Genomic DNA, 26,616 nt, shown 5'->3' with positions numbered 1-26,616 from the left:
GCCCGTCCATGACCGATTGGTTGATCTCTATCGAAGGGACGGCAACGGGCCATACGGTGGCCCTTTGGCTGGCGATCATGGCGGCGTTTTTGCATGCGGTTTTCGGGGCGCTGCAAAAGGGGCGGCATGATCCCTGGCTGACACGGGGCGCGATTGACTTTGCCTATTGTGTGATGGCCGCGCCATTTGCGCTTCTTGTGGTGCCTTGGCCGGAGCCGCATATGTGGATCATCTTCCTTGGTGCGTTCCTTATTCATATTGTTTACAAGATGTTGCAGGCTTGGGCCTATACCAAGGGCGCCTATACCGTCGTCTATCCGGTGGTGCGTGGCACGGGGCCGCTCTTTGCGGTCATTGGCGCCTATCTGATCTTCGAGGAAAGCTTCACCTTGCTGCAATGGATGGGCGTTGCGGTCTTGCTTGCGGGGATCTTTGGGCTGGCGATCTACAACATGATCTTTCTCACGGCGGAGCGGGAGACGTTGAACGCCGCCCTTGCGATTGCGGTGCTGACCGGCCTCTTCGTGGCGCTTTATACCACTTATGACGCTTACGGCATCCGTGCGACGGCGGATCCTTTCACCTTTCTGGCATGGTTTTTCATGATTGACGGATTGGTGATGCCCTTCATCGCCGCGCGGCGGTGGTGGGCCATGGAAAACCCGCCCGCGCTTGGGCCCCTGATGGGGCGCGGTTTCATTGGCGGGCTTGTCGCCTTCATGAGCTTTGGCGCAATCATGATGGCAACCCGGCTGGACAAGGTGGGTGAGGCGGCGGTGCTGCGCGAAACCTCTACGGTGTTTGCCGCGATCATCGGCTGGGTGTTTTTGAAAGAAACTGTCGGCCCGCGCCGCGTGGCTTTGATGGCCTTGATTGCGGCGGGCGCCGTGATAGTTGAGATGGGCGGATAAGCAGGAGCAGATGATGGCGCAGGAACGGCAGATCAACCCCATGGTCAAGATGGCGCTCGAATACGGGCCGATCATCTTGTTTTTTGTCGCCTATTTGCGGCTGAAGGACCGGGTGTTCACCATCGGCGGCACTGAATACGACGGATTTATCGTTGTGACAGCGGCGTTTATCCCGATCCTCGTTGCGGCGATCGGGGCGATCTGGGCGCTGACCGGCAAGATCAACCGGATGCAGATTGCCACGGTGGTGTTGGTTGTGGTCTTTGGCGGGTTGTCGGTCTGGCTCAACGACGACCGGTTCTTCAAGATGAAGCCAACGATGATTTACGCCTTGTTTGGCGGTGTTCTGGCAGTTGGTTTGCTGCGCGGGCAGTCTTACCTTAAATATGTGATGGAAGAGATGATGCCGTTGCAGGATGCCGGTTGGATGTTGCTGACAAAACGGTTGATGTTGTTCTTCTTCGGGATGGCCGTCGCCAATGAACTAATCTGGCGGATGTTCAGCACAGAAATCTGGGTCTATTTCAAAACCTTCGGTCTGACAGCGGCGATCTTTGCGTTTTTCATGACGCAAGGCGCATTGTTCCAGACTTATGGGATTGAGAAAGACGACAGCGGGGCGTAGCAGAGATTTCAATAAGTCCGCGCCCGCCACGGTAGCTCAACGCTTAAACAATTGATCCTGCGCGCCTTTGTCCTTGGCGATGTCACCGCGTTTTTCGGCATGAAGCGCCCGTCCGGCCTGAACGCCGGGCCGCGCGGCCATCTGGTCGAGCCATCGGGCCATATGCGGCTTGTCCTCCAGCGTCTGTTGCTGCCCTTCCCACAAGGACGCCCATCCCCAGATCGAGAAATCCGCGATCGAGATAAAATCACCCGCCACGAATTCATGCTGCGCCAATTGCCGGTCCAGCACACCATAGAGCCGCGCCACCTCGTTGCGGTAGCGGTCCTTGGCATAGGGCAGATCGTTGGGCGGCTCCATATTGGGGGCGTATTTGAGGAAATGATGCGCCTGTCCCGCCATCGGACCCAGTCCGCCCATCTGCCACATCAGCCATTGATCCACTGCAATGCGTTCGCGTTCGGTGCTGCCGCAAAACTGGCCGGTCTTGCGGGCGAGGTATTGCAGGATTGCCCCGCTTTCAAAGATGGCAATCGGTGCGCCATCCGGGCCATCCGGGTCTACAATCGCAGGCATGCGATTGTTGGGGGAAATCTTTAAAAACTCCGGTGCAAATTGGTCGCCAGCGCCGATGTTGATCAAATGGGTGTCATAGGGAAGGCCCATTTCCTCAAGCGCGATAGAGACTTTCCAACCGTTGGGCGTGGGCCAGAAATAAAGGTCGATGGGGGCTGTCATGGGGCGCTCCTGCTGCAGTTTGTGCCAGCTTGGCCTGTTGCCGCCGGATTGCCAAGAGGCCAGCCCGTCAATCGCGCAGCGCACCATTGACGCATGACGTCATCAGGCGTAAAGCGGTCCCGTGGTGATTTGTAACCGGATTGCGGGCCACGTTAAACAATCTGCTAAAAGGTCAGGATGAAAGCCCTCTTTCGCTTGACCGCGTTGGGGGCATTTTTGTCTCTTTCGCCGCCGGGTCAACTTATGCCTGCCGTGCAGGCGCGAAAGGAAAAGACGATGAGCAACGATTGGCATCCGCGCACCAAAGCCATTCACGCCGGCACCCGCCGCAGCCAATATGGCGAGGTGAGCGAGGCGATTTTTCTCACCCAGGGGTTTGTCTACGAGACCGCCGAACACGCCGAGGCGCGTTTCTTGGAAAGCGGCCCGGACGAATTTATCTATGCCCGCTATGGCAACCCGACCGTGGCCATGTTCGAGGACCGCATTGCAGCGCTCGAAGGGGCAGAGGATGCTTTTGCAACCGCATCCGGAATGGCCGCGGTCAGCGGCGCGTTGACCGCGATGCTCAAGGCCGGGGATCACGTTGTCTCGGCGCGGGCGTTGTTCGGATCTTGTCTTTACGTTCTCGAAGACGTGCTGGCCCGGTTCGGGGTCGAGATTACCCTGGTGGACGGCACCGATCTGGCCGCATGGGAGGCGGCGATCCGTCCTGACACCAAAGCGGTGTTTTTTGAATCGGTTTCCAACCCGACGCTGCAACTGGTCGATATCAAAGCGGTGTCCGAACTGGCCCATGCCCAAGGGGCATTGGTTGTGGTCGACAATGTTTTTGCCACGCCGGAATTTTCCAGTGCCATCGCGCAGGGGGCAGATGTGGTGATCTATTCGGCCACCAAACACATCGACGGCCAAGGCCGCACCCTTGGCGGGGTGATCCTTGGCACCCGCGATTTTATCCGCGGCACGGTTGAACCCTATATGAAACATACCGGCGGTTCCATGAGCCCGTTTACCGCCTGGGTGATGCTCAAAGGGCTGGAAACCATGAGCCTGCGCGTGCGGGCGCAAGCGGCGTCGGCCCAGACCATCGCGGAGGCATTGCAGGGCCATGAGGCGCTGGAGACAGTGATCTATCCCGGTTTGGCGGATCATCCGCAGAACGCACTCGCGTTGTCGCAGATGGGGGCGGGCGGCACGGTGTTGTCGCTGGTTCTGAAGGGCGGCAAGGACGCCGCGTTCAAGTTCCTCAACGCGATCGAGGTCGGGGTGATTTCCAACAATCTGGGTGATGCCAAGACCATCCTGACCCATCCTGCCACCACCACCCATCAGAGGTTGCCGCAGGATCAAAAAGACCTTCTGGGAATCGCACCGGGCCTCGTGCGGATGTCCATCGGGCTGGAAGATGCGCAGGATCTGATCGCCGATATCCGGCAGGCGCTCACTGATTTGTGAAGGATGGGGCGCGGTTTGCGGTCCAAACCGTGCCATTCCTTACTTTTTTTGACGTGTGATGTTGGTTTTGGCCTCTCAAAGGACGCAAACGGTGTGATCCATGCCCCGACTTGCACCGTATGTGTTAAGATAATTGGTAATTGGCGCCGCGCAGCATAAGTATGAGGCAGGCACCAAAAGGGGGACACCGCCATGAATGCCATCACATCCGTCGAAAAAGGGCCGGACCGGTCCGATGCAGAGCAGGCGCTTGCCACGCTCAAGGCCTGGGCCGCAGGGGCCAGCGCGACCGAGATTGATGCACTCGACCCCCAGGTGGCGCGGCTTTTGCAAGACAAAGGTGAATACCCAAACTTCAGCCGCGAATACCCGCAGGATTTCAAAGTGGATGCCGCCTATAAGGCGGGTTTGCCCGACCTACAGAACGGACCTTCAAGCCTGATCCGCGGGGCCAAACAGCAGATCCAGCATGTTGGCATTTCGAACTTTCGCCTGCCTATCCGGTTTCATACCCGCAACAACGGTGATCTGACGCTGGAGACATCGATCACCGGTTCGGTCAGCCTTGAGGCGGACAAAAAGGGCATCAACATGTCCCGGATCATGCGCAGCTTTTACAAACATGCCGAGCGCACGTTCAGTTTTCATGTGATTGAGGCGGCGCTGGACGATTACAAATCCGATCTGGAAAGCTTTGATGCACGGATTCAGATGCGGTTCTCCTTTCCGATGAAAATCGAAAGCCTGCGCTCGGGCCTGTCGGGGTACCAGTATTATGACATCGCGCTGGAGCTGGTGGAGAAAGACGGTGTTCGTCAGAAGATCATCCATCTCGATTACGTCTACTCCAGCACATGCCCTTGTTCCCTGGAATTGAGCGAACATGCCCGCGCCACGCGCAATCAATTGGCCACTCCGCATTCGCAGCGATCCGTGGCACGCATTTCGGCAGTGCTTGAGGGCGACAACAGTTGTTTGTGGTTTGAAGACCTGATCGAGGCCTGCCGCCGCGCGGTGCCGACCGAAACACAAGTGATGGTCAAGCGCGAGGATGAACAGGCCTTTGCCGAGTTGAACGCAGCCAACCCGATCTTTGTGGAGGATGCAGCGCGTCTTTTCTGTCAACAATTGCAGCAAGATGCGCGCGTTGGCGATTTCCGCGTGATTGCCAGCCATCAGGAAAGCCTGCACAGCCATGATGCGATCAGCATTCTGACCGAGGGGCCGACCTTTGAGATGCAAAGCATCGATCCCAAGCTGTTCAACACGTTGTTCCACGTCGGATGACGGGCAGGGCGCGGCATGCTGCGCCCCTATGCCGCACTGCAGCGCGGGTCAAGCGCGGCTAGGCTGACCTCAATCAGCCAGGGAGCGCCGATATGACACGGGTCCGCAAGATTGATCTTCCCATTCACAGCCAGCTTTGGTCGCGGGTCGGGCCGCATGATTTTGTCGATTGTTATACCGTCGCTGCGGATATGCCCCCGCGCCGTGCCGCCGAGATCATCACCAGATTTCCCGGTTGGGCGCAGTTCTTGCTGCTGATCCGTCGCTGGGTGACGACGCCCTTCGGTCTGTCCAACGATGGGCCGGAAGGCAAAGACAAGGTCGGCATTTTTCCGGTTGAGATCGACACCGAGGGCGAGCTGATCGCAGGGTTCAACGACCGCCACCTCGATTTTCGCGTTTCCGTTCTGCGTCAGGGCGGGCAGGTGTCATTGGCCACCTGGGTGCATCCCCACAACATCGGCGGTCAGCTTTATCTGCGGATGATCCTGCCGTTTCACATCATGATCGCCCGTGACGCCTTGGCCCGCGTCAACGCTGCGGAGTGATCTTTCTTGCGCGCCGCTGCCCTGTGCGGGGCGGGCGGCGGCTATGCAGTATTGTCGGTACTGCCCGGTGATGTCTGTCCCTATGTAGAGGGCAAGACATTCCAATCATTTGCTGAGATAAAACAATGGCATATAACGACATCGCATCCCCTGCCGAAGTAATGGGCCGGGAAATCACCATGACCCGCAATCTGCTCGACGCAATTGCCAATAGCATTTCGAAGTTCGGCCGCGCGATCATGGCCAATTCCGCCGGCCAACGGCGGATCGACCGTGTGGAACGGCTGCGGGCAAAATCGGACGCCGAATTGGCGGAATTGAACATCAAACGCGATGACATCGTGCATTACGTGTTCAAAGACATCTACTACGTTTGAGCGGCACCACCACCCAACACGCAATTGGCCCTGCCTGACGTCGCGTTTTCGCGGCCGGGCGGGGTCTTTTTGTTTGGCTGGCGTGGCTTGACACTGGCCCGCCCCCGCGCCAACGCTGCGGCATGATGGATCTGCGCCCTGTTGGATATGTTGTTGGACTGCTGGTGGCGGTGCTGGGGCTTTTCATGCTCTTGCCGATGCTGGTTGATCTGGCCGAAGGGCGCGGCCATGCCTTCGTTTTTGTTGAGACCTTTCTGATCACCACACTGGGCGGCGGCATGATTGCGCTGGCCTGTTCCAATGGTGTGCGCGAAGGGCTGACGATCCAGCAAACCTTTTTGCTGACCACTGGCGTTTGGCTGATGCTGCCGTTGTTTGGCGCATTGCCGTTTATTCTGGGCGAGACCAATTCCAGTGTGACGGACGCGGTGTTCGAGGCGATGTCAGGGCTGACCACGACGGGGTCCACGGTTTTGTCGGGGCTGGACAGCTTGCCCAAGGGGCTGCTCTTGTGGCGCGGTATTCTGCAATGGTTGGGCGGCATTGGTATCATCGTTGTGGCAATGGTGTTTCTGCCAGAGCTGAAGGTGGGCGGCATGCAAATCTTCCGCTCCGAAGGGTTTGATACCTTTGGCAAAATCCTGCCCCGTGCCGGTGAAATCGCGACCCAGATCGCGGTGATCTACCTGTGGCTGACCATGGGCTGTATCCTGAGCTATTTGGCGCTGGGGATGAATGCGTTTGACGCCACGGTACATGCTCTGACCACGATCTCGACCGGTGGGTTTTCCAATTACGATGCCTCCTTTGGGGCGTTTTCGGGGCCGATGGAATATGTGGCCACGGTATTTATGATCCTCGCGGCACTGCCCTTCGTGCGCTATGTGCAATTGATCAATGGCAACCCGCTGGCCCTGCACCGCGATCCGCAGGTGCGTGGGTTCCTCGTGACCATCGTGATCCTCGTCGCCGTGATTGTCATCTCGTTGCAACAGACCTTTTCCTTTGGTTGGGAACGCAGTTTTCGAGAGGCGCTGTTCAACATCACCTCGATTATCTCGGGCACGGGTTATGCCTCTGTTGATTATATGCAGTGGGGCCCCTTTGCGGTGGCGCTGTTCTTTTTCATCGGGCTGATTGGCGGCTGCGCGGGGTCGACCGCCTGTTCGATCAAGATCTTCCGCTATCAGCTGCTCTTTGCATCGATCCGCGCCCAGTTGCGACGCATTCGGTCGCCGCATGGCATTTTCACCCCCCGCTATGACGGCAGACCTGTGGGACAGGACGTTCTGAGCTCGGTGATGTCGTTCTTTATGTTCTTTGTGGTGACGATGGGATTGGTGGCTGTGGCGCTGAGCATGACGGGGCTGGATTTTGTGACTTCGGTCTCCGGCGCGGCGGCGGCGCTGGCCAACATCGGTCCGGGGCTGGGCGATATCATCGGCCCCGCGGGCAATTTCAGCAGCCTCAACGACACCGCAAAATGGATCCTGACAGCCGCGATGCTGATCGGACGTCTCGAACTGATGGCGGTTTACGTCATTCTTACCGTTAAATTCTGGAGGGCCTGATGGCTGATCAAAACGGCGCTGGCCGCACCCGTCCCTTGGGGGCGCAAATCTCTCACATGCTCAAGGATCGCGGGGTGGATGTGATCTTTGGCATTCCCGGCGTGCACAATCAGGAAATGTATCGCGGGATCGAAGAGGCAGGCATCACCCATGTGCTGGCCCGTCACGAACAGGGTGCGGGGTTTATGGCCGACGGCTATGCCCGCGCAACGGGGCGGCCAGGGGTGGCCTATGTGATCACCGGACCGGGTGTCTGCAACATCATGACCCCGATGGGGCAGGCCTATTCGGATTCGGTGTCGATGTTGGTGATGTCTTCCTGTCTCGATGAAACAGCGGCGCGGCGCGGGCAATTGCACCAGATGAAGGATCAGGAAATTGCCGCTGGCACGGTGTGCGATTGGTCGGAAACGGCCCTGTCGGCGAATGCTACCTATGCGCTGATCGACCGTGCCTTGGTGGAGTTTGAGACCAAACGCCCACGCTCCAAACATATTCAGGTGCCGATTGCCCAGCTGGAGGCGCAGGCGCCCGCGGCGGATTTGGCGCATACGCCCAAACGCAAGCGGCCAGCCGCGCATGCGAATGACGTGGCGGAGGTGGCATCGTTGCTGGCGGCAGCCAAAAAGCCGATGATCGTGTTCGGTGGCGGGGCGGCGCAGGCCTCCGATGCCGCGCGTGATGTGCTGCGCAAAAGCGGCGCGGCCTCCGCGACCAGCTATGCCGGGCGCGGGATCGTCGGGCCGGATGCGCCCCTGCATTTCGGAGCCTGTCTGGCGCGGGCGGACAGCGCCGCAGTGATGGCCGAAGCTGATCTGGTGCTGGCGGTCGGCACCGAACTGGTGGAGGTCGATCTGTGGCGGGCGCATTTGGGTCATACCGCACCGATGATCCGGGTTGATTTGGACCCTGAAGTGCTCTGCGATCCGCAGGGGGCCAGCTTTGCCATCCACGCGGACGCGCAAGCGTTCCTGTCTGCCTTGTCCCGGGCCATGCCAGACGGAGCAGGCAGCAGTGAATGGTCCGAAGAACAGGTGGCTGCAACCCGCGCCCGCTGGCGGGCCGAAACCGATGCGGAACGTCCGGGCATTGTGCCGATCTGTGATGCGCTACGTGCGGCAGTGCCCGCCGATACGATGATATATTCGGACATGACCCAGTTTGCCTATGTGGCCAAGGAAGTGTGGGACATGGACCGGCCCGGCCACTGGCATCATCCATATGGCTTTGGCACCTTGGGCTATGCCACGCCTGCTGCGATTGGCGGCGCAGTAGCGCGGCGGGGGCAACCGACCATGGCGATCATTGGCGATTACGGTTTTCACTACACGATGCAGGAGCTGGGTGTTGCGGTGGAACTGGGTCTCAGCCTGCCGATCATCCTGTGGGACAATGGCAAGCTGAAAGAGATCGAGGACAGCATGGTCGGCGCGCAGATCGCGCCAAATGCGGTGATTGCGCAGAACCCCGATTTTGTGAAGCTGGCCGAGGCGTTTGGCGCGCGTGCGGTTGCTCCGGGATCACTGGAAGAGATGCAGAGCGCGGTTTCGGAGGCCTTTGAGGCGGAAGGACCGACCTTGATCTATCTCACACCGGCGCTGACGGCGTGATGCGATCTTTTTAGAAAAACCGCCCCGGAGTCTTTGATAACTCCGGGGCGTTGAGTTCTTGTTTGACATCGTCAGCCGATCATCTGGAGAAGATCGTTCCGGAGTTTTCAAGATCTCCGCAGGCTGTCCGCCTTTACTCCCAACAGCTGACCAGTACGGTCATGCCTTGCGCTGCGATCCGCAAATCTCGGGGGGCGACGGATCCGACATTGTCTGTCTTGGTCAGGCTCAAACCGGCCTGCTGCACCAGATCGGCAATCGTGGCTCCTTCAATGGCAAAGCTGACGTTTTCCGGCAATTGCTGACCATTTTGCGCATTGGGCAACAGCATACCAAGAACATTGCCGCTGACGTCAAAGACCGGCCCGCCCGCATCGCCGGGCTGTGCGTCGAGCGCCAGGCGGCTCAGGTTTTCCTCGCCGCGCAGGCCCTTCAAATCGGCCAAAGTGCCAAAGGTCAACGTGGCCGCGCTGAGCACGCCTTCGTAGGAATAGCCGGCGACCGAGATCTCTGATTGCAGGCGGGGCGGGGTGCTGCCGAATTGCGCCACGGCCATCGGTGACAGGCGATCGCGTGGTTTCAGCAGGGCGACTCCGCTGGCGCTGTCATCAGCCAGAATATCCGCCTCTGTGTCGCCATCAAGGGTCACGCGCGTACAGGCCTGAACCGCCTCAGTGGTGGTCGCAACTGTGCCTTGCCCGTCGATAAAGAAACCGGAGCGCGAGATTTTGGGTTGGCGGATCTTCAGGCCGGCCACCAGATCAATCGCCTGTGTGTCGCTTCCCCCCGCTGCGGGGTCGAGGGCGCCGTCCAGACGCGTCAGGCTTTTGGACATCTCCGCCACAACGCGGCGGCGGCGGTCCTCGTCACCTGCGGGCCAGATCAGGGTGAAGCCTTTGATTTGGCCGTTCTGCAACGATACCTGTGTCTGGCTGATGATGCTGCCGTTCTCACCGATCAATTCGAACGAATTGTTCTTGCGTGCGCGTGGACCATCCAGCGGCACGATCTCAAGGGTTTGCATGATGTCATAAAGACCAAAAAGCGTGTTCTGATCCCCGGCTTGCGAAATCAGCAAGACCTTTGCGCCGATATTGCCGGTGCTGTCGTAATGGGCGAAGGGTGGCTCGTAACGGGCAAAGGCAACTTCGGCAGTGGGCATCATGATCTCGATACCTGCGGTCTCGTCGCGGACCATTTGCAGGCCCAGACCGTCCAGCACCGCGTTGTACTGTCTGATTAGTGCCGCCCGCTGGCGGGTGGTCAGAACCCCGGTGACCTCATAGCCGTTGGCCTCTTGCCAGGCGCCCATGGAGTTGCGGGTGCCGCGCCCGAATGCGCCATCAATGGCGGCGTTGTAAAAACCGGCCCATTGCAGAGCAATCTGCAAATCCTTGCGTTCGTCGCGGTTCAGCAATTGCTCACTCCGGCGGGCTTCACGCGGGGTTTCATCGGGCTCTTCGGCAATCACCACGGGTGCTTCTTCCTGCGCCGCGGTTTCCTGCGTGGGTGTCTCGTCGGGGGTCTGCGGAGGAGGGGCGGCACCCACGCTGGCGGGCGCTTCGATCACGCCGCGGTTCAGCACATTTGCACCAACGGGCCAGAACTGTTGGCGGAACCGGCTGGAAAGCTGGATAAAGCTGTCACGCGCGACCAGCCCTTGACGCACGTAGGTGCGCCGGACCAGTTCTGCATCGGCGCGGCGATAAGGGCCAAGGGCAATACCGTACCAGCCGCCACCAAGGGCAAAACCGTTCACATCCTCAAGCTGCCCACTGAAATCGCGGGCGCGTTCGGTCGCGGCTGCCAAACTGGGATGTGCCTCGATCTGGACCCAGACAACATCGTCGTCTGATTGTGATTGTGCCATGGCTGGCACGGCCAGAAATACGGCCAGAAGGGTTGTCATAAGGACGTTCAGAATGCGCAACATCGTCAACTCAGCTCTCGTTCACCAAAATTCGCCGCAGATAAGCAGGAAATCCGGTAAAATGCCATGGGAAAGCACGGTGAAAATGTGTCATTGCTGCAATTGACCCTGCGCGGCTGCGCTCGTAGGTAAGTCGCGCAAGTTCAAAGGGGATCTCCATGTCCGAAAAGCCGCAAACACCCCGGTCGTTTCAAGCGATCATTCTGGCGCTCCAAAACTATTGGGCGCAGCAGGGATGCGCGATTCTGCAGCCCTATGACATGGAAGTTGGGGCAGGGACGTTCCATCCGGCCACCACATTGCGCAGCTTGGGCAGCCAGCCCTGGACAGCTGCCTACGTGCAGCCCTCGCGCCGCCCGACGGATGGTCGTTATGGGGAAAACCCGAACCGTCTGCAGCATTATTACCAATATCAGGTGCTGATCAAACCCAGCCCGCCGAACCTGCAGGAATTGTATCTCGGCTCGCTTGAGGCGATTGGCATCAATATGGATCTGCACGACATCCGATTTGTCGAGGATGACTGGGAAAGCCCGACGCTGGGGGCCTGGGGGCTGGGTTGGGAGGTCTGGTGCGACGGTATGGAAGTCAGCCAGTTTACCTATTTCCAGCAGGTCGGCGGCCATGACTGCGCACCGGTCTCGGGCGAATTGACCTATGGCTTGGAACGTTTGGCGATGTATGTGCTGGGCGTGGACCATGTGATGGACATGCCGTTCAATGATCCTGATGCACTGATCCCGTTGACCTATGCGGATGTGTTCAAACAGACCGAAGAGGAATACGCCCGCTGGAACTTTGACACCGCCAACACCGAAGTTCTGTTGCGCCAGTTCGAAGAGGCCGAGGCCCATTGCAAGGTGATCCTTGAGCAACCCGCGACCGATCCAAAGACCGGCAAGCGCATCATCATGGCGCATCCGGCCTATGACCAATGCATCAAGGCCAGCCACATGTTCAATCTGCTGGACGCGCGGGGCGTGATCTCTGTAACCGAACGGCAGGCCTATATCGGGCGTGTCAGGGCATTGGCCAAGATGTGCGCCGATGCCTTTGTGCAGACCCGCGCTGGTGGCTGGTCCGAGGATGCCGCGTAACAGCGTGGCCAGGTTGAGGGCAGGGATATGAACGGCAAGATCGTGGGAATCGTCATTATGGTGTCGGCGCTGATTGCGGGCCTTGGCCTGTACTACCTGCAAATCTACGGGTTCTACCGCGAGGTGCCTGCGGCTGACGTGACCTTGGTCTCTCTTACCACGCAAGAGCCGGAAACCATTGAGGCTGGCGGGATACAGGCGATTGATGCTGACAGCTCCCCCATTCGGTTCCGGGCCTGTTTTACCACGGATCTCAGCCTGCCCTTGCTGACCGAGACCTATGTACTGGTCGACAGCGCCACGCCACGCAACGCGCCGGGGTGGTTTGACTGCTTTGACGCCGAGGCGCTTGGCAACGAGATCGAAACCGGCACCGCGTTGACCTTTCTGGGCCAAAAGAACATCGCTTATGGCGTTGACCGGATTGTCGCGATCACCGATGACGGGCGCGGCTATGTCTGGCACGAACTGAACGATTGCGGCGAAAAGGCCTATGACGGCACGGTTGTCGGCGAAGAATGTCCGCCGCTTCCGTCCAGCCTCTCGGACTAATCCCCGCTCAAGGCGGAACCAAACCGCCCCTTACCGGCTTGTTCTTTCATAGCGAAAGGATTTGCCCGTGTCTGACACCCCACATTCCACCCTCAAATGGGTCATGCGATGCGGCTATGCCGCCCGCGGGATCATCTATTTCCTGATCGGGGGGCTGGCGTTCTGGGCATCGTTTTCCTCCATGTCCAGCTCCGGCACCGAAGACACGCTGTCGGCCCTGCGCGCACAGCCCATGGGGGTTCCGGCGCTTTGGGCTATCGGGCTTGGTCTGATGGCCTATCTGGTGTGGCGTGTTACGGCGGGGATCGCGGATGTTGAGGACCATGGAACCGGTCCGAAGGGTTTGATTGCGCGTGGCGGTCAGATCGTGACGGGGCTGATACACGGCGGGATCGGGCTGTCGGTGATTGGTCTGGCCTATGCCGGATCGGATCAGGGGGGCAGCGCGGCGCAAGACTGGACCGCGCGATTGATGGCGATGCCGGGCGGGCGCTATTTGGTGGCGCTGGCGGCGTTGATCCTCGTCGGGGCCGGGATCTACTACATGCAGAAGGGCTGGCGCGGCAGCTACAAGTCACATCTTGCCCGCTCACAATTCACGCAGAAGGTTGATCCTGTGCTGACCGCCGGCTTGATCATCTACGGGCTGATGCTGGCGCTGGTGGCCCTGTCGCTTGGCTTTGCCGCGCTGAATGCCGATCCGTCGCAGGCTGGCGGGCTGGGGCAGGCGCTGGACCAGCTGCGGAGCGCTTATCTGGGGCGGTTCCTGCTGGCGGGTGCGGGGCTGGGACTGGTGGCATTTGCCGTGTACAATATGGTTGAGGCGGGCTGGCGGGTCGTGCCGAAGCTGTCAGCGCCGGATATTCGCACATTGGCCAGCTAAAGACCGGGTTCTATAGCCATGGCGGAGGCGCTTCGGGGCTGGACCCACGCCGCCCCTGCGGTTATCCAAGCGCGAAAGACGCGCCGCATCGCGGCAAGACGAAGGACACCGCCCGTGCCAGACCTGCTGATTGAACTGTTTTCCGAAGAAATCCCCGCGCGGATGCAAACCCGCGCCGCCGAGGATCTGAAAAAGCTGGTGACCAATGGTCTGGTAGAGGCGGGTTTGACCTATGGTTCTGCTGCGGCCTTTTCCACACCGCGCCGGTTGACGCTGGCGCTGGGTGATATGCTGGCCGCCAGCCCGCGCACGGTGGAAGAGCGCAAAGGCCCAAAAGCTGACGCGCCCGAAAAAGCCATCGAAGGGTTTCTGCGCGGCGCGGGCCTGACCCGTGACCAGCTTGAGGAACGCGATACCCCCAAAGGCAAGATCCTCTTTGCCATGATCGAAAAGCCGGGCCGCCCGGCAGCCGAGATCGTGGCAGAGGTGCTTGAACAGACCATTCGCAACTTCCCATGGCCCAAATCCATGCGCTGGGGCAGTGGTAGCCTGAAATGGGTGCGCCCGCTGCATTCGATCTTGTGCATCATGTCGGCCGAAGACGGCGCCGAGGTTGTCGCGCTGGACGTGGACGGGATCACCTCCGGCGATGAGACTCGCGGCCACCGCTTCCTTGCGCCAGAGGCGATCAAGGTCAGCAGCTTTGAGGACTACGCGGCCAAACTGAAACGTGCCTTTGTGGTGCTTTCCGCCGAAGAGCGTGCTGAAACCATCTGGAATGACGCCACCAATATGGCCTTTGCCAATGGGCTGGAAGTGGTGGAGGACGCGGGTCTTTTGGCCGAGGTCGCAGGTCTGGTCGAATATCCGGTGGTTCTGATGGGCCAGATTGCCGATGATTTTCTGGGCCTGCCGCCAGAGGTGCTTCAGACCTCTATGCGCGAACATCAGAAGTTCTTTTCCGTGCGCAATCCCAAGACCGGACAGATCGAACGGTTTATCACCGTGGCCAACCGCACCACGGCGGACAATGGCGCGACCATTCTGGCCGGCAATGAAAAGGTGCTGTCGGCGCGGCTGGCGGATGCGAAGTTCTTCTGGGAGAACGACCTGCGCACCGCGACTTCGGATAAGGGCATGAGCGCTTGGGTCAAATCGCTTGAGAATGTGACCTTCCACAACAAACTAGGCACGCAGGCCGAATTGATCGAACGCATGGCCGTGCTGGCCCGCGAACTGGCCCCGATGGTCGGCGCGGATGCCGATGAGGCAGAGCAGGCGGCGCGGCTGGCCAAGGCGGATCTGAGTTCTGAAATGGTCTATGAATTCCCCGAACTTCAAGGACTTATGGGCAGTTATTACGCCAAAGCGGCGGGCAAAAGCGATGCGGTTGCGGCGGCAGCCAAGGAACATTACGCGCCACTTGGGCCATCCGATGACGTGCCCACCGCGCCCGTGTCGGTTGCCGTGTCGCTGGCTGAAAAGATCGACAAGCTGACCGGGTTTTGGGCGATTGATGAAAAGCCGACGGGTTCTAAGGACCCCTTTGCCCTGCGCCGTGCGGCGCTGGGGGTAATTCGGATGTTGGTTGAGAACGACATCTCATTGCACATGGACCGTTTTATCGACGCGCAACTGGTGCGCAACAAGGGGCAGTCAAATGGCGACCTCAAGGCAAACCTGATCCACGATCTGGTCGAAGAAATTGCCGAACACGGCGTGTTCGGGGCGGCATTCAAAACCGTGAAGGCGCGCCTTGCCGAAGGGGAAGGCAACGCTGCCTTTGAAGCTTTGGGTGAACAGGTGCCGGACAAATCGGTGGATCTACTGGGTTTCTTGCACGACCGCCTCAAGGTCTACCTCAAGGACCAAGGCATCCGCCACGACATCATCGACGCTTGCATTGCGATGGAAGGCAACGATGATCTGACGCTCTTGGTCAAACGCGCCCGTGCCTTGTCCGAGACCCTGTCAACCGATGATGGCGAAAACCTGATCCAGGGTTTCAAGCGCGCCAACAACATCCTGACCCAGGCCGAAGCGGCGGATGGGGTGGAATACTCTTACGGTGCAGACATCAAATTCGCCGAAACCGATGAGGAAAAGGCGCTGTTCGCCGCGCTGGACAAGGCCGAAGCCGCGATTGCCCCGGCAATGGCCGCGCAGGATTTCACCACAGCGATGTCCGCCATGGCCGCGCTGCGCGGTCCGATTGATGCGTTCTTTGATGCGGTTCAGGTCAACAGCGACAATGGCACCGTGCGGCGCAACCGTCTGAACCTGCTCAGCCGCATCCGCACCACCTGTTCTTCGGTCGCGGATCTGACGCGGATTGATGGGTAAACGCCTGCCCCTCCGGCGGGGCTGATACGGCAAGTTTGACGAAGGCAAAGGCGTGATGCAGTCAGCTGCTCACGCCTTTCTCTTGCCTGTTGGCGTCAACTGCCTATGCTGCACCTGAACACGAAAGGTGCTGCGGTGCAGAATAATCCACATACAACGCTGGTAACGGCCGACGGGCCGATTGCGAATGACACCCACGGCGGGCGGGCGAAATGCCTGCAACGGCTGGTGCGGCTTGACCTGCCTGTGCCGCGCACGGTGGCGCTGTCCTTTGATGCGGTGCAAAAGATCGCAGAGGGGCATTTGCCCGATGTGGATGCCGTGGTGGCGCAGTTTCCCAAAGAGGCGTTGCTCTGTGTGCGCCCCTCCAGCCAAGACCCTGATTGGGGCGGGCCGGGGGCCGTGTTGAACATTGGCATCAACGGCGCGCGGTTCGATGAATTCTGCGAAACCATGGGCGAGGAGCCGGCAGCGGCGCTATATACCCGGTTTGTCCAGACCTATGCGATCAACGTGGCGCGGCTTGACCCGGATATGTTTGACGATGTGACCGGCGATGGCCGCGCGGCGTTGGAGCAATCGCTCTGGGCCTATGAACAAGAGACCGAGGAAAGCTTCCCCCAGGATCCGGCCAAACAGCTGGCGGGCGTGTTGCGGTCGATGGCGCGGGCCTGGGGTGGCACCTCGGCGCGGCTGTTGCGGCAGGCCAAGGGGGCGCCAGCGGATGCGGGGCTTGGTCTTGTGGTGCAAGAGATGGCCTTTGGCGTCGGAACCGGCCAATGCGGGTCGGGCGTTTTGCAACTGGTGGACAGTGATACAGGGCTGCCGCAGATCAAGGGCCGCTACCTTAGCCAATCGCAGGGGCGCGACGCGCTGCAGGGCGATTCAGAGGCGCTGTACCTGACCAAAGACCCGCGCGGCCTGTCGCTTGAGGAACTGGTGCCGGACGCCTTCGCCGAACTGACCCAACATGCCGCTTTGATGCGGGCCAAACTGCGCGAGGAAATGCAGGTCGAATTTGTCATTCAGGATGGTGCTTTGCACATATTGGACGGCGTGCGCGTGGTGCGGTCGTCACGGGCGGCGGTGCGCATTGCCGTGCGACTGGCGGATGACAAGATTATCCCCCGCGAAGAGGCATTGATGCGGGTGGAACCGCGCACATTGACCGAATTGTTGCACCGGCAGGTGGATCCCAAGACCAAGCGAGACGTGATCGGGCGCGGCATTGCCGCCAGCCCCGGTGCGGCCACGGGCCGGATCGTGTTTTCCGCGACCGAGGCGCAGGCCAGCGCCTCACGCGGCGAACCTTGCATTCTGATCCGCCGCGAAACCAGCCCTGAGGACATTCGCGGCATGCATGCCGCCAGCGCGGTTTTGACGGAACGGGGCGGGATCACCAGCCACGCTGCGGTGATCGGGCGCGGGCTTGGCCTGCCTTGCGTTGTTGGCGCCTCTTCGATGAAACTGAACCTGAAGAAAAAGCAGATCACCGCGCCGGATGGCCGGGTGTTCAACGCAGGGGACGAAATCACGCTGGATGGATCAAATGGTCAGGTTCTGGCGGGCGCGGTTAAGATGCAAGAGGCCGCGCTGGACGAGACATTCAACAAATTACTCGACTGGGCAGAGCAGGTCGCCGACATTGGCATCCGCGCCAATGCGGACACGCCAGCAGACGCGCAGACCGCCCGCAACTTTAACGCCCATGGCATCGGGCTGTGCCGCACGGAACACATGTTCTTTGATCCCGGCCGCCTGACCGTGATGCGCGAAATGATCTTTGCCGAAACCGGAGAAGACCGCCGCGCCGTGCTGGAACGGCTGTTGCCGATGCAACGCGATGACTTCACCCAGTTGTTCCGCATCATGCAGGGGCAGCCGGTGTGCATCCGTTTGTTTGATCCGCCCTTGCACGAATTCCTGCCCGCGGACCGGATTGGCCAGCGCGAGTTGGCCGAGGCATTGAGCCTGCCCTTGTCGGATGTGACCCGCCGGATCGAGGCGATGAGCGAATACAACCCGATGCTGGGGCTGCGCGGGGTTCGGTTGGGCGTGACGGTGCCGGAGATTTACGAGATGCAGGCGCGGGCGATCTTTGAGGCGACCATTGCCGCCAGCAAAGATGGCGAACCGGTGGTGCCGGAGATCATGATCCCGCTGGTCAGCGCCAAACGCGAAGTCGAGCTGATCAAGACCTCCGTGGATGCGGTGGCGGCGGCGGTGCGCACTGAAAGCGATGCCAGCTTTACTTACCGGTTGGGTGTGATGGTGGAAACGCCGCGTGCAGCCTTGCGGGCGGCCGAGATTGCGCCGCATTGCGCGTTCCTCAGCTTTGGCACCAACGATTTGACCCAGATGACCTATGGTCTGTCCCGCGATGACGCGGGGCGTTTCATGTCTGATTACGTGCAGCAGGGGGTCTTTCCAGAAGATCCGTTTCACGTTCTCGATGTTGAGGGCGTGGGCGAGCTTTTGCAGCTTGGGGCAGAGCGGGGCCGCAAGGCGCAGCCGGGATTGACCCTGTCGATCTGCGGGGAGCACGGCGGCAACCCCGAATCGATTGCATTTTGCCGGGAATCGGGGTTCGACTACGTTTCTTGCTCACCGTTTCGCGTTCCAGTAGCAAGACTTGCCGCAGCACAACTCGCAATCCAACACAAGATCGGGTAGAAATCCCCTGCGGATCAACAATACCGGCCAATTTTTTCCACAATTGACGCACCCGCAAACGGGTGGGTTTACCAGAACGCGGATTCTGGGTAGGCGCTCAGCTGAGTTAACAGCACACGAGGCGCAGCATGCGTTGGTTTCAGACTTCGATTTTCGCGGCACTTTTGTCGGCCATCGTGATCACCCCCGTGGTCGCAACAGCCAATGCAGACAAGGCCGAAGAACTGGCTAAGGTCGAGGCAAAGGGCCTCAAATCTGCCGGGGACAAACGATTGAAGTCGTTGGTCACAGAGCCAAAAGCAGCCAAATCCGATGTTGAGTTCTCACGCAAGTGGCTCGACGCGCAGCCCAAAGCCTCAGGGTCCGCCCAATGGCGCTGTCTGGCCGAGGCGCTTTATTTCGAGGCGCGCGGCGAGACCGTGAAGGGCCAGTTTGCCGTGGCCGAGGTGATCCTGAACCGGGTGGAAAGCAAACGCTTTCCCAGCACTCCTTGCGGTGTGATCAATCAGGGGACCGGCAAGAAATATCAGTGCCAGTTCACCTATACCTGTGATGGCCATAAAGAAGTGATCGCTGAGCCACGTGCCTTTGCCCGCGTGTCGAAAGTGGCCCGCGCAAGCCTTGACGGCAAGGCGCCTGAGCTGACGGATGGCGCCACGCATTACCACACAACGGCGGTCAAACCGCGTTGGTCGCGCGTCTACACCCGCACGGCCCGGATCGGTGTGCATCTGTTCTACCGTCACACCTGGCGCACGGCCTCCAACTGAATTTGCCCAAAAGGGCGTGTTCCGGTGCTGGTCTGCCGGAAAAATGGCTGCTAATGCGGGCCGGATCGGCTATGCCCGCATCTGAAAACACCCATTGAAGGCCAGAACCATGTCGAACGAAGTCCGCCTTGCCTTTGCGCATCCCTCAGAGCGTGCGGAGGCCATGGCCGGTGATGCTCCGCTGGACCGCATTTCCCTGCGCGATCACATCGTCGAGGTCGAGATCGGCGCGTTTCAGGCTGAACGCGGGGTGACACAGCGCATCTGCTTTAATGTCGTGGTTGAGGTGCAGCCGCTGACCGGGCCTATTGAAGACGATGTGGACCGTATCCTGAGCTATGACCGAGTGACCGAAGCGATTGCCGCAGAACTGGCGGTGGAGCGTTTGGCGTTGCTTGAAACACTGGCAGAGCGCGTTGCAGATCGAATATTGCTGGAACCGCAGGCCATGCGGGCCTTTGTGCGTATCGAAAAGCTGGATCGTGGCCCCGGTGCATTGGGCGTCGAGATTGTGCGGGCCCGCGTGGCCGCTGCCCCCGCGCCCGAGGTGGTGCAAGAGGCCGCACCGCAGCCGCAGTTTCTGTTTCTGGGCAATGCCGCAATTGCCTCTCCGCATCTGGCGGGATGGCTGGATCAATTGACCGGGCAGGGCAAGCCGGTGATTATTTGTGTGGGCGCACCGGATGCCGCCGCGCCGCAGTTGTCGCACAAGATGGCACAGCGCCGGATTGATCTGTTGGCGATTGAACAGAATGCATGGGTTCTGGCCTCCAGGGATGACCGCTGCGTTGTGGTGGACACGCGCACCGAACTGGATTGGGCGATGAAGAATGGCCAGACCTGTGTTTGGGCACCCTCCAAAATCGTTCTGGATTCTGTGGATACCCCGTCTGCCCAGCCGCGTGATGCGGTGGCGCTGGCCGCATGGTTTGCCGCCTCGATGGAGGCCGAGGATATGCTGGTGATAGGGGCGGCGCTGCCGCAAGAGGCATCCGTGCCGCTCAAATCCATCTCGGCGGAGCAGGACAGGTTGTGACTGGGCGCGACTATTTTCGCCCGCTTGTGCAATGCGGGCCAGCGCGGCCTGATGAGGCGCTTTCCCTTGCGGGGGGATGGGGCTGGTTCTCGCAAGTTGAGGTATTGCGCCGTGGCGCGTCGGGGCAGATCATCGCGGCGCAAGACCTGCCGGCCGATGCGGCCGCCCTTTTGAGTGCACCGCGCCCGCAAGTGGCCATGCTGACCATGGATCGTCCACGGGTGATGGGCATTCTGAACACCACACCGGACAGTTTTTCAGATGGCGGTGTTCATGCGGCGGAACAGGACGCGGTTCGCGCCGGATTGCAGATGCAGGCTGCGGGCGTGGATATTCTGGACATCGGCGGCGAATCCACCCGCCCCGGCGCGGAAACCGTCGCCGTGGACGAAGAGATCCGCCGTACGTCTCCTGTCATCGAAGGGTTGCGGGCCTCCGGTGTGGATTGTGCGATCTCCATCGACACCCGCAAAGCGGCGGTGGCTGAAAACGCAATCCGGGCGGGTGCGGATCTGGTCAATGACGTTTCCGGGCTGACCTATGATGAGGCGCTGGCGCCTTTCTGCGCGGCACGGTCCTTGCCGGTTTGTGTGATGCATGCGCAGGGCGATCCCGAAACCATGCAGCAAGACCCGCGCTATGATGATGTGCTGCTGGATGTCTTCGACTATCTGGCAGGCCGCATTGAAACGCTTGCGGCCCAGGGCATTCCGCGCAGCCGGATCATCGCCGATCCGGGCATCGGTTTTGGCAAGACGCTGGATCACAACCTGACCCTCTTGGCGCGGCTCAGCCTGTTTCATGATCTGGGGGTGCCGATCCTATTGGGTGCATCGCGCAAGCGGTTTATCGGCACCATCGGCAATGCCCCGCAGGCAGATCACCGCGCACCGGGGTCGATTGCGGTTGCGCTTGCAGGCCTTGCCCATGGTATTCAGATCCTGCGTGTGCATGATGTGCCGCAAACAACTCAGGCAATAGCGCTGTGGCGGGCTGCCATGGCAGGAAGACAGGCATGACAAAGCTTTTTGGCACTGACGGCGTGCGTGGCACGGCCAATATCTATCCCATGACCGCCGAGATGGCCCTGCGCATCGGTGCGGCTGTGGGGCGTTATTTCCGGCGTGACAACAAGGGTGTGCACCGGGTGGTGATTGGCAAGGACACGCGGTTGTCTGGCTATATGTTTGAAAACGCGCTGACGGCGGGTCTGACCAGCACGGGCATGAATGTGCTGCTTTTGGGGCCGGTGCCGACCCCGGCGGTTGGGCTGCTGACCCGGTCGATGCGCGCCGATCTGGGTGTGATGATTTCCGCCAGCCACAACCCGGCCCATGACAATGGCATCAAATTCTTTGGCCCTGACGGGTTCAAACTGTCCGATCAGGCTGAGGCCGAGATTGAGGCGCTGGTCGCCGAAGGGGTTGAACCGACTGCGGCGGCCGAGATTGGCCGCGCCAAACGTATCGACGACAGCCGCTTTCGTTACATCGAAAGGGTGAAATCCTCCTTTCCGCGCCAGATGCGTCTGGACGGGTTGAAGGTGGTGATAGATTGCGCCAACGGTGCGGCGCATCACGTCGCGCCGATGACCCTGTGGGAGCTGGGCGCGACCGTGATTCCCGTGGGCGTGGCCCCCAATGGCCACAACATCAACGAGGGCTGTGGATCGACCCATCCGCAATCCGCGGCAGAAACGGTCGTGGCCCATGGGGCAGATGTGGGCATTTGTCTGGATGGTGATGCCGACCGGGTGATTCTGATCGACGAGAAAGGCAATGTTGGCGACGGCGATCAGTTCATGGCGCTGATGGCGGCCCGCTGGGCCGAAGAAGATCGGCTGAAGGGCAACGCCCTTGTGGCCACTGTGATGAGCAATCTGGGGCTGGAGCGTTTCCTGGACGCGCGTGGTTTGCGGCTGGAACGCACCAGCGTTGGCGATCGCTATGTGGTGGAACGCATGCGGCAGGGCGGCTTTAACCTTGGCGGCGAACAATCGGGGCACATCGTGATGACCGATTATGCCACCACGGGCGACGGGCTGATGGCGGGCATGCAGTTTCTGGCGGAACTGGTGCGGGGCGGGCGCAAGGCGTCAGAGTTGTTGCATCAATTTGATGCGGTGCCGCAATTGCTTAAGAACGTACGTTTTGCGGCGGGCCAGGCGCCGCTGGAAATGGCCCCGGTCAAGGCAGCGATCGCGCAGGCAGAGGCGGATTTGTCTGGGGGTGGGCGTCTGCTCATCCGCAAGTCCGGCACTGAACCCTTGGTCCGGGTGATGGCCGAACACGAAGACGCAGCGCTGATGGAGCGTTGTGTGGATGGTGTTGTGGCGGCTGTGACAGAGGCCGTTGGCGGTTCGAGTTAGGCGCGGCCAAACAACCGGCGCAATGCTCCATATTGGCTGATCCCGACCCCGACCAAGATCAAGACCATCGCATAAAGCAGCGATGGCGGCATCGGTTCGGCCAGGATCCATGCGCCCAGCACCACAGACCAGACCGGCACCTGGTAATTGACCAGTGACATGAAGACCGGCCCGGCGCTGCGCACCACCAGCACCCGCAGGATATTGGCGGCAGCAGTGGGGATCAGTCCCAGAAAGGCAAGCACAACAAGGGTTTGCTTGTCTGGCAGCGGCGGCAGCCCTTCGGTGATGAGGGCCAGCGGCACGGTGATGGACGAGGCGATCAACAGCAATACGGTCGCCAGACCAATGGGATCGACCGCAGGCAATCGGCGCATCAGGATCGAGCTGACCGAATAACAGAACGCGGCGCCGATGCAGGCCGCACGTCCAATGGGTTCCAGCAGGCCGCCCGAGGTCTCGAAGGCTTGACCACCGATCAGCACCACAACCCCGCAAAATCCGATGGCAAACCCGATAGACCGGCGCAGGGTCAACCGTTCACCCGGCACAAAGAAATGCGCCAGCACCAGCATGATCAGCGCGGTTGAGGCCATGGACACGCCGGCAAAGCCAGAGGTCACATGCTGCTGGCCCCAAGCGAGCAGGGAAAAAGGCACCGCCGAACTGGCCGCGCCGATGGTGAACAGGGCCGCACGTTGAGGCCCGCTGAGTGGAGCCTGGAACAGGACAAAGCCGCGCAATCCCCAAACCGCGATCATGATCAGGGCAGCGAATACAATGCGCGAGGCCGCCAGCCAGAACGGGGTGATGCCACGCAGCGCCACTTCGGTGACCATAAACGTGCCGCCCCAGACAAAGGCAAGGATGGCCACCATCAGCCAGCTGTAGAGGGTGATGCGTGGGGTGGTGTCAGGTGGCACTGGCGTCGATCACATAGGGGCTGGTTGCAGGCGCGCCTTGTAAGGTTTCAAAATGTCTTTCGGCAGTCTCTCCTGCGTCATCTCTGGTGAAATGCAGAACGCGGTCGTGGTCCGGAAAGGTCACGGTGTCGGCCTCCTTGCGAGTGCCGATGACGAGATATGTAATCGGTCGGTCTGACTTGTTCTGCACGCAATGTCCCAAGGGATCGCCGGCCCTGAAAGTTGCAGCATCTCCGGGGGTGAGCTGGTGTTCCTTATCTCCTTCGAGGACAGTTGCAACGCCGTCCAGAACATAGATCATTTCGTCTTCCTTGGCATGCCAATGTTTGATGGACGATGCCGAACCCGGTGGCAGGGTCTCAACAAAAGCGCCAAATTGGGTCAACCCTCCGCTGTCGGAAAAAAGCAGCGCCTCGTAAGGGCCACATGGGTTGCCCTTGCCGTCATCGCTCTCGCGTCTTGCGGCGGCTTTGGTGATGATGGGCATCTCGGCTCTCCTAGACCTTGGGGGTGATGCGTTCACGCAAAAGACCCCGACAGGGGACCGGGGTCAATCAGATTTACTTCGCCATGGGCCGAAGGATGGCAGGGCCGCCTTTGGAGCCGGCCCAGTAGGACGCCAAGAGATTTGAAAAGCTGCGCTCACCAGCCGTTGAACCTTGGCCAGAACCCACCCTGCCGCAGATGATAGCCTTCATAGCCGCCCGCCGCCGTGAGGCAGGCATGACCGGGCAGAATGCGCACCTGTGTTCCGATGGGCAAACGGTCAAATGCGGACGGGTCTTTGACCACCACCGTGCCGTGCTCCTGATGCACTGTGTCGATGCTCAGACCCAACGGGGTCAGGTCATTTGCATCGCAAAGCCAGCCAAAACGCGCATCAGGCAGATAGGTGTTGGCGCCTATGTCCTTGGACATGGCCAGAGCGCCCGCATCGACGGTCAGAACGCCCGCGCTTCGGTTGTGCCCGATCACCGTGGCCAGCACCGTCAAGGCGAGATCGTCTAGGGCGCAGATGCCCCGCCCGAATTGGCTCAGATCCCAGACCATGTAGATCCCGCAGCGCACCTCATTGACCCCGTCGAGGGTGTCCGCATGCAGCACCGTGGGCGTTGATCCGACAGAGACAATCGGCACCTCTATCCCGGCAGCCCGGAGCCGCGTTGCCGCTGTGGTGGCTGCATTGACCTCATCATCGGCGATCTCTTTGATCCGTCCGATCTCGTCAGAGCTATAAGAATGACCTGCGTGGGTCATAATGCCCGCAAATTGACGTCCAAGCACCCGGGCGATGTCTTCTAAATCTTTGTTATCGCTTCCGATCCCGCCTCGATGTTCGCCGCAGTCAATCTCGATCATCGCACTGTTGGGCAGGTCGTTTTGCACCAAAGCCTGCGCCATTTCGATAGAATCAAGGGTCAGGATCAGCCTCTTGCCAGTCTCTGCGTTGATCCTGCGCACGTGATCAAACTTGTTCGGCGTAATCCCCGCAGCATGCAGGATGTCGTCAAAACCGGCGCGGGCGAGAACCTCCGCCTCGCGGAGCGTAGAAACCGTGATCCTCTGCAGCATTCCACCCGTCGCAACCTTGGCCGCGTCAACCGATTTGAGCGTCTTGAGATGCGGCCGGAGGGCGACACCGCGTGCATCACAATGGGCACGCATCCTGGCTGCATTGGCCTCAAATCGCTCGTGGTCGAGGATAAGGCAGGGTGTTTCCATGTCCGCATAATTCATTGGGCTTCTCCTGTGTGCCGGCCAGCTGAAAAGGCCCGCACAATAAAAAGCGCCCAGCAGAACAGGCTGCCGGGCGCTGAATTGTCGAGATCGTAAGCCTTAGTTCTTGGCTTTGTCGACCATCTTGCCCGCAGAGATCCAGGGCATCATGTCGCGCAGCTTGCCACCGACAACTTCGATCTGGTGCTCGTCGTTTGCACGGCGCGAGGATTTGATCGTTGGCTGGCCAACTGCATTCTCCAGCATGAAGTCACGCACGAACTTGCCGGACTGGATGTCGCTCAGAACCGCTTTCATACGGGCCTTGGTTTCGTCGTAAGGCAGGATGCGCGGGCCGGAAACATACTGGCCATACTCGGCTGTATTGGAGATCGAGTAATCCATGTTTGCGATGCCGCCTTCATAGATCAGGTCCACGATCAGCTTGGTTTCGTGCAGGCACTCGAAATAGGCCATCTCAGGCTCGTAACCGGCTTCAACCAGTGTTTCGAAACCCATACGGATCAATTCAACGATACCGCCACAGAGAACGGCCTGTTCGCCAAAGAGGTCGGTTTCGCACTCTTCGCGGAAATCTGTTTCGATGATGCCAGAACGGCCGCCACCGATGGCGGAGCAGTAAGACAGCCCGATTTCCAGCGCTTTGCCGGAGGCGTCTTGGTTTACCGCAACGAGGCAAGGCACGCCGCCGCCTTTGGTATATTCGCCGCGCACGGTGTGGCCTGGGCCTTTTGGCGCCATCATGATCACGTCAACGCCTGCCTTTGGCTCGATGAGGCCAAAGTGTACGTTCAGACCGTGGGCAAATGCGATCGCTGCGCCTTCACGGATGTTGTCGTGAACATATTTCTTGTAGGTATCGGCCTGCAGTTCGTCGGGCATGGTGAACATGATCACATCGGCCCATGCTGCGGCTTCGGAGATTTCCATAACCTTGAGACCTTCGCCTTCGGCCTTGGCCTTGGAGGCAGAGCCGTCGCGCAGGGCTACTACAAGGTTTTTCGCGCCGCTGTCGCGCAGGTTCAGCGCATGGGCGTGGCCCTGAGAGCCATAGCCGAGGATGGCGACTTTTTTGTCTTTGATGAGATTAACGTCACAGTCACGGTCGTAATAAACGCGCATTTTGGTGGTCCTTTCGAGGTCATAAATCTGAGGTTCAACATACGCATTGTGCCGTGA

At 60.0% G+C, this 26,616-nt stretch carries 23 protein-coding genes and 1 riboswitch; of the genes, 17 read left to right on the top strand and 6 right to left on the bottom strand.

Annotation, left to right across the window (positions count from 1 at the left end; genetic code table 11):
• The first annotated feature begins 8 nt into the window (after positions 1-8).
• Both JNX03_RS06895 and JNX03_RS06890 read left to right on the top strand, forming a co-directional pair.
• Complete coding sequence (locus JNX03_RS06895) at positions 9-911, top strand: DMT family transporter (RefSeq protein WP_203211663.1); 903 nt, start codon at positions 9-11, stop codon at positions 909-911.
• A gap of 13 nt (positions 912-924) precedes the next feature.
• Positions 925-1,536 (top strand): inner membrane-spanning protein YciB, encoded by a 612-nt coding sequence (locus tag JNX03_RS06890; protein ID WP_203212161.1) that lies wholly within the window; start codon positions 925-927, stop codon positions 1,534-1,536.
• Positions 1,537-1,572: 36 nt separating this feature from the next.
• Here the strand turns inward: JNX03_RS06890 and JNX03_RS06885 are convergent, their stop codons facing one another.
• Complete coding sequence (locus JNX03_RS06885; protein WP_203211662.1) at positions 1,573-2,274, bottom strand: glutathione S-transferase N-terminal domain-containing protein; 702 nt, start codon at positions 2,272-2,274, stop codon at positions 1,573-1,575.
• Between the two features lie 111 nt (positions 2,275-2,385).
• Positions 2,386-2,462, top strand: a riboswitch (SAM riboswitch).
• An 88-nt stretch (positions 2,463-2,550) separates the two neighbouring features.
• On the opposite strand from JNX03_RS06885, the gene metZ reads away from it, so the two are divergent.
• The 6 genes from metZ (at position 2,551) to JNX03_RS06855 (ending at position 9,125) form a co-directional block, all read left to right on the top strand.
• On the top strand, positions 2,551-3,732 hold the full coding sequence (metZ, locus tag JNX03_RS06880) for an O-succinylhomoserine sulfhydrylase (protein WP_203211661.1): 1,182 nt from the start codon (positions 2,551-2,553) through the stop codon (positions 3,730-3,732).
• Positions 3,733-3,924: 192 nt separating this feature from the next.
• The gene (gene folE2, locus JNX03_RS06875) at positions 3,925-5,019 is read left to right on the top strand and encodes a GTP cyclohydrolase FolE2 (RefSeq protein ID WP_203211660.1); all 1,095 of its coding nucleotides are present in this window, start codon (positions 3,925-3,927) and stop codon (positions 5,017-5,019) included.
• Between the two features lie 92 nt (positions 5,020-5,111).
• Complete coding sequence (locus JNX03_RS06870) at positions 5,112-5,567, top strand: DUF2867 domain-containing protein (protein ID WP_203211659.1); 456 nt, start codon at positions 5,112-5,114, stop codon at positions 5,565-5,567.
• Positions 5,568-5,692: 125 nt separating this feature from the next.
• Positions 5,693-5,944 (top strand): DUF1127 domain-containing protein, encoded by a 252-nt coding sequence (locus JNX03_RS06865; RefSeq protein WP_203211658.1) that lies wholly within the window; start codon positions 5,693-5,695, stop codon positions 5,942-5,944.
• 122 nt (positions 5,945-6,066) lie between these two features.
• On the top strand, positions 6,067-7,515 hold the full coding sequence (locus tag JNX03_RS06860; RefSeq protein ID WP_203211657.1) for a TrkH family potassium uptake protein: 1,449 nt from the start codon (positions 6,067-6,069) through the stop codon (positions 7,513-7,515).
• Between the two features lie 56 nt (positions 7,516-7,571).
• Positions 7,572-9,125, top strand: a complete 1,554-nt coding sequence (locus JNX03_RS06855; RefSeq protein WP_419584929.1) for a 5-guanidino-2-oxopentanoate decarboxylase — start codon at positions 7,572-7,574, stop codon at positions 9,123-9,125.
• A gap of 133 nt (positions 9,126-9,258) precedes the next feature.
• Here JNX03_RS06855 and JNX03_RS06850 read toward each other — a convergent pair whose 3' ends face one another.
• Positions 9,259-11,058: a serine protease gene (locus JNX03_RS06850; protein ID WP_231024161.1), complete on the bottom strand. Its 1,800-nt coding sequence runs from the start codon at positions 11,056-11,058 to the stop codon at positions 9,259-9,261.
• Positions 11,059-11,213: 155 nt separating this feature from the next.
• Between JNX03_RS06850 and JNX03_RS06845 the strand changes: the two genes are divergently transcribed.
• The 9 genes from JNX03_RS06845 (at position 11,214) to glmM (ending at position 22,777) form a co-directional block, all read left to right on the top strand.
• A complete protein-coding gene (locus tag JNX03_RS06845) occupies positions 11,214-12,152 on the top strand; it encodes a glycine--tRNA ligase subunit alpha (RefSeq protein WP_203211654.1) in 939 nt (312 codons plus the stop codon).
• Between the two features lie 27 nt (positions 12,153-12,179).
• Complete coding sequence (locus tag JNX03_RS06840) at positions 12,180-12,704, top strand: DUF6446 family protein (protein WP_203211653.1); 525 nt, start codon at positions 12,180-12,182, stop codon at positions 12,702-12,704.
• A 67-nt stretch (positions 12,705-12,771) separates the two neighbouring features.
• Positions 12,772-13,587: a DUF1206 domain-containing protein gene (locus JNX03_RS06835; RefSeq protein WP_231024160.1), complete on the top strand. Its 816-nt coding sequence runs from the start codon at positions 12,772-12,774 to the stop codon at positions 13,585-13,587.
• Positions 13,588-13,701: 114 nt separating this feature from the next.
• The gene (gene glyS, locus JNX03_RS06830) at positions 13,702-15,930 is read left to right on the top strand and encodes a glycine--tRNA ligase subunit beta (protein ID WP_203211652.1); all 2,229 of its coding nucleotides are present in this window, start codon (positions 13,702-13,704) and stop codon (positions 15,928-15,930) included.
• Positions 15,931-16,035: 105 nt separating this feature from the next.
• Positions 16,036-18,603 (top strand): putative PEP-binding protein, encoded by a 2,568-nt coding sequence (locus JNX03_RS06825; protein WP_203211651.1) that lies wholly within the window; start codon positions 16,036-16,038, stop codon positions 18,601-18,603.
• 128 nt (positions 18,604-18,731) lie between these two features.
• Entirely contained in the window at positions 18,732-19,373 is a 642-nt protein-coding gene (locus tag JNX03_RS06820; RefSeq protein WP_203211650.1) for a cell wall hydrolase, read from the top strand.
• A 109-nt stretch (positions 19,374-19,482) separates the two neighbouring features.
• Positions 19,483-20,409 (top strand): dihydroneopterin aldolase, encoded by a 927-nt coding sequence (locus tag JNX03_RS06815; protein WP_203211649.1) that lies wholly within the window; start codon positions 19,483-19,485, stop codon positions 20,407-20,409.
• Positions 20,406-21,428: a dihydropteroate synthase gene (gene folP / locus JNX03_RS06810; RefSeq protein ID WP_231024159.1), complete on the top strand. Its 1,023-nt coding sequence runs from the start codon at positions 20,406-20,408 to the stop codon at positions 21,426-21,428. Before JNX03_RS06815 ends, folP begins: the two co-directional genes overlap by 4 nt.
• Positions 21,425-22,777 (top strand): phosphoglucosamine mutase, encoded by a 1,353-nt coding sequence (gene glmM / locus JNX03_RS06805; protein WP_203211647.1) that lies wholly within the window; start codon positions 21,425-21,427, stop codon positions 22,775-22,777. The genes folP and glmM overlap by 4 nt, the downstream gene beginning before the upstream one ends.
• On the opposite strand, the gene JNX03_RS06800 is transcribed toward glmM, so the two are convergent.
• The 4 genes from JNX03_RS06800 to ilvC form a co-directional block, all read right to left on the bottom strand.
• Positions 22,774-23,655, bottom strand: a complete 882-nt coding sequence (locus tag JNX03_RS06800) for a DMT family transporter (protein WP_203212159.1) — start codon at positions 23,653-23,655, stop codon at positions 22,774-22,776. The genes glmM and JNX03_RS06800 overlap by 4 nt on opposite strands.
• A gap of 34 nt (positions 23,656-23,689) precedes the next feature.
• A complete protein-coding gene (locus JNX03_RS06795) occupies positions 23,690-24,187 on the bottom strand; it encodes a cupin domain-containing protein (RefSeq protein WP_203211646.1) in 498 nt (165 codons plus the stop codon).
• A gap of 155 nt (positions 24,188-24,342) precedes the next feature.
• Complete coding sequence (locus tag JNX03_RS06790; RefSeq protein ID WP_203211645.1) at positions 24,343-25,437, bottom strand: alanine racemase; 1,095 nt, start codon at positions 25,435-25,437, stop codon at positions 24,343-24,345.
• A 99-nt stretch (positions 25,438-25,536) separates the two neighbouring features.
• Complete coding sequence (gene ilvC / locus JNX03_RS06785; protein ID WP_203211644.1) at positions 25,537-26,559, bottom strand: ketol-acid reductoisomerase; 1,023 nt, start codon at positions 26,557-26,559, stop codon at positions 25,537-25,539.
• Positions 26,560-26,616: the final 57 nt, after the last annotated feature.

The sequence above is a fragment of the Sulfitobacter mediterraneus genome (assembly GCF_016801775.1).
In the GTDB taxonomy this organism is placed as follows: domain Bacteria; phylum Pseudomonadota; class Alphaproteobacteria; order Rhodobacterales; family Rhodobacteraceae; genus Sulfitobacter; species Sulfitobacter mediterraneus_A.
This window is presented reverse-complemented; position numbering and strand designations above follow the sequence as displayed.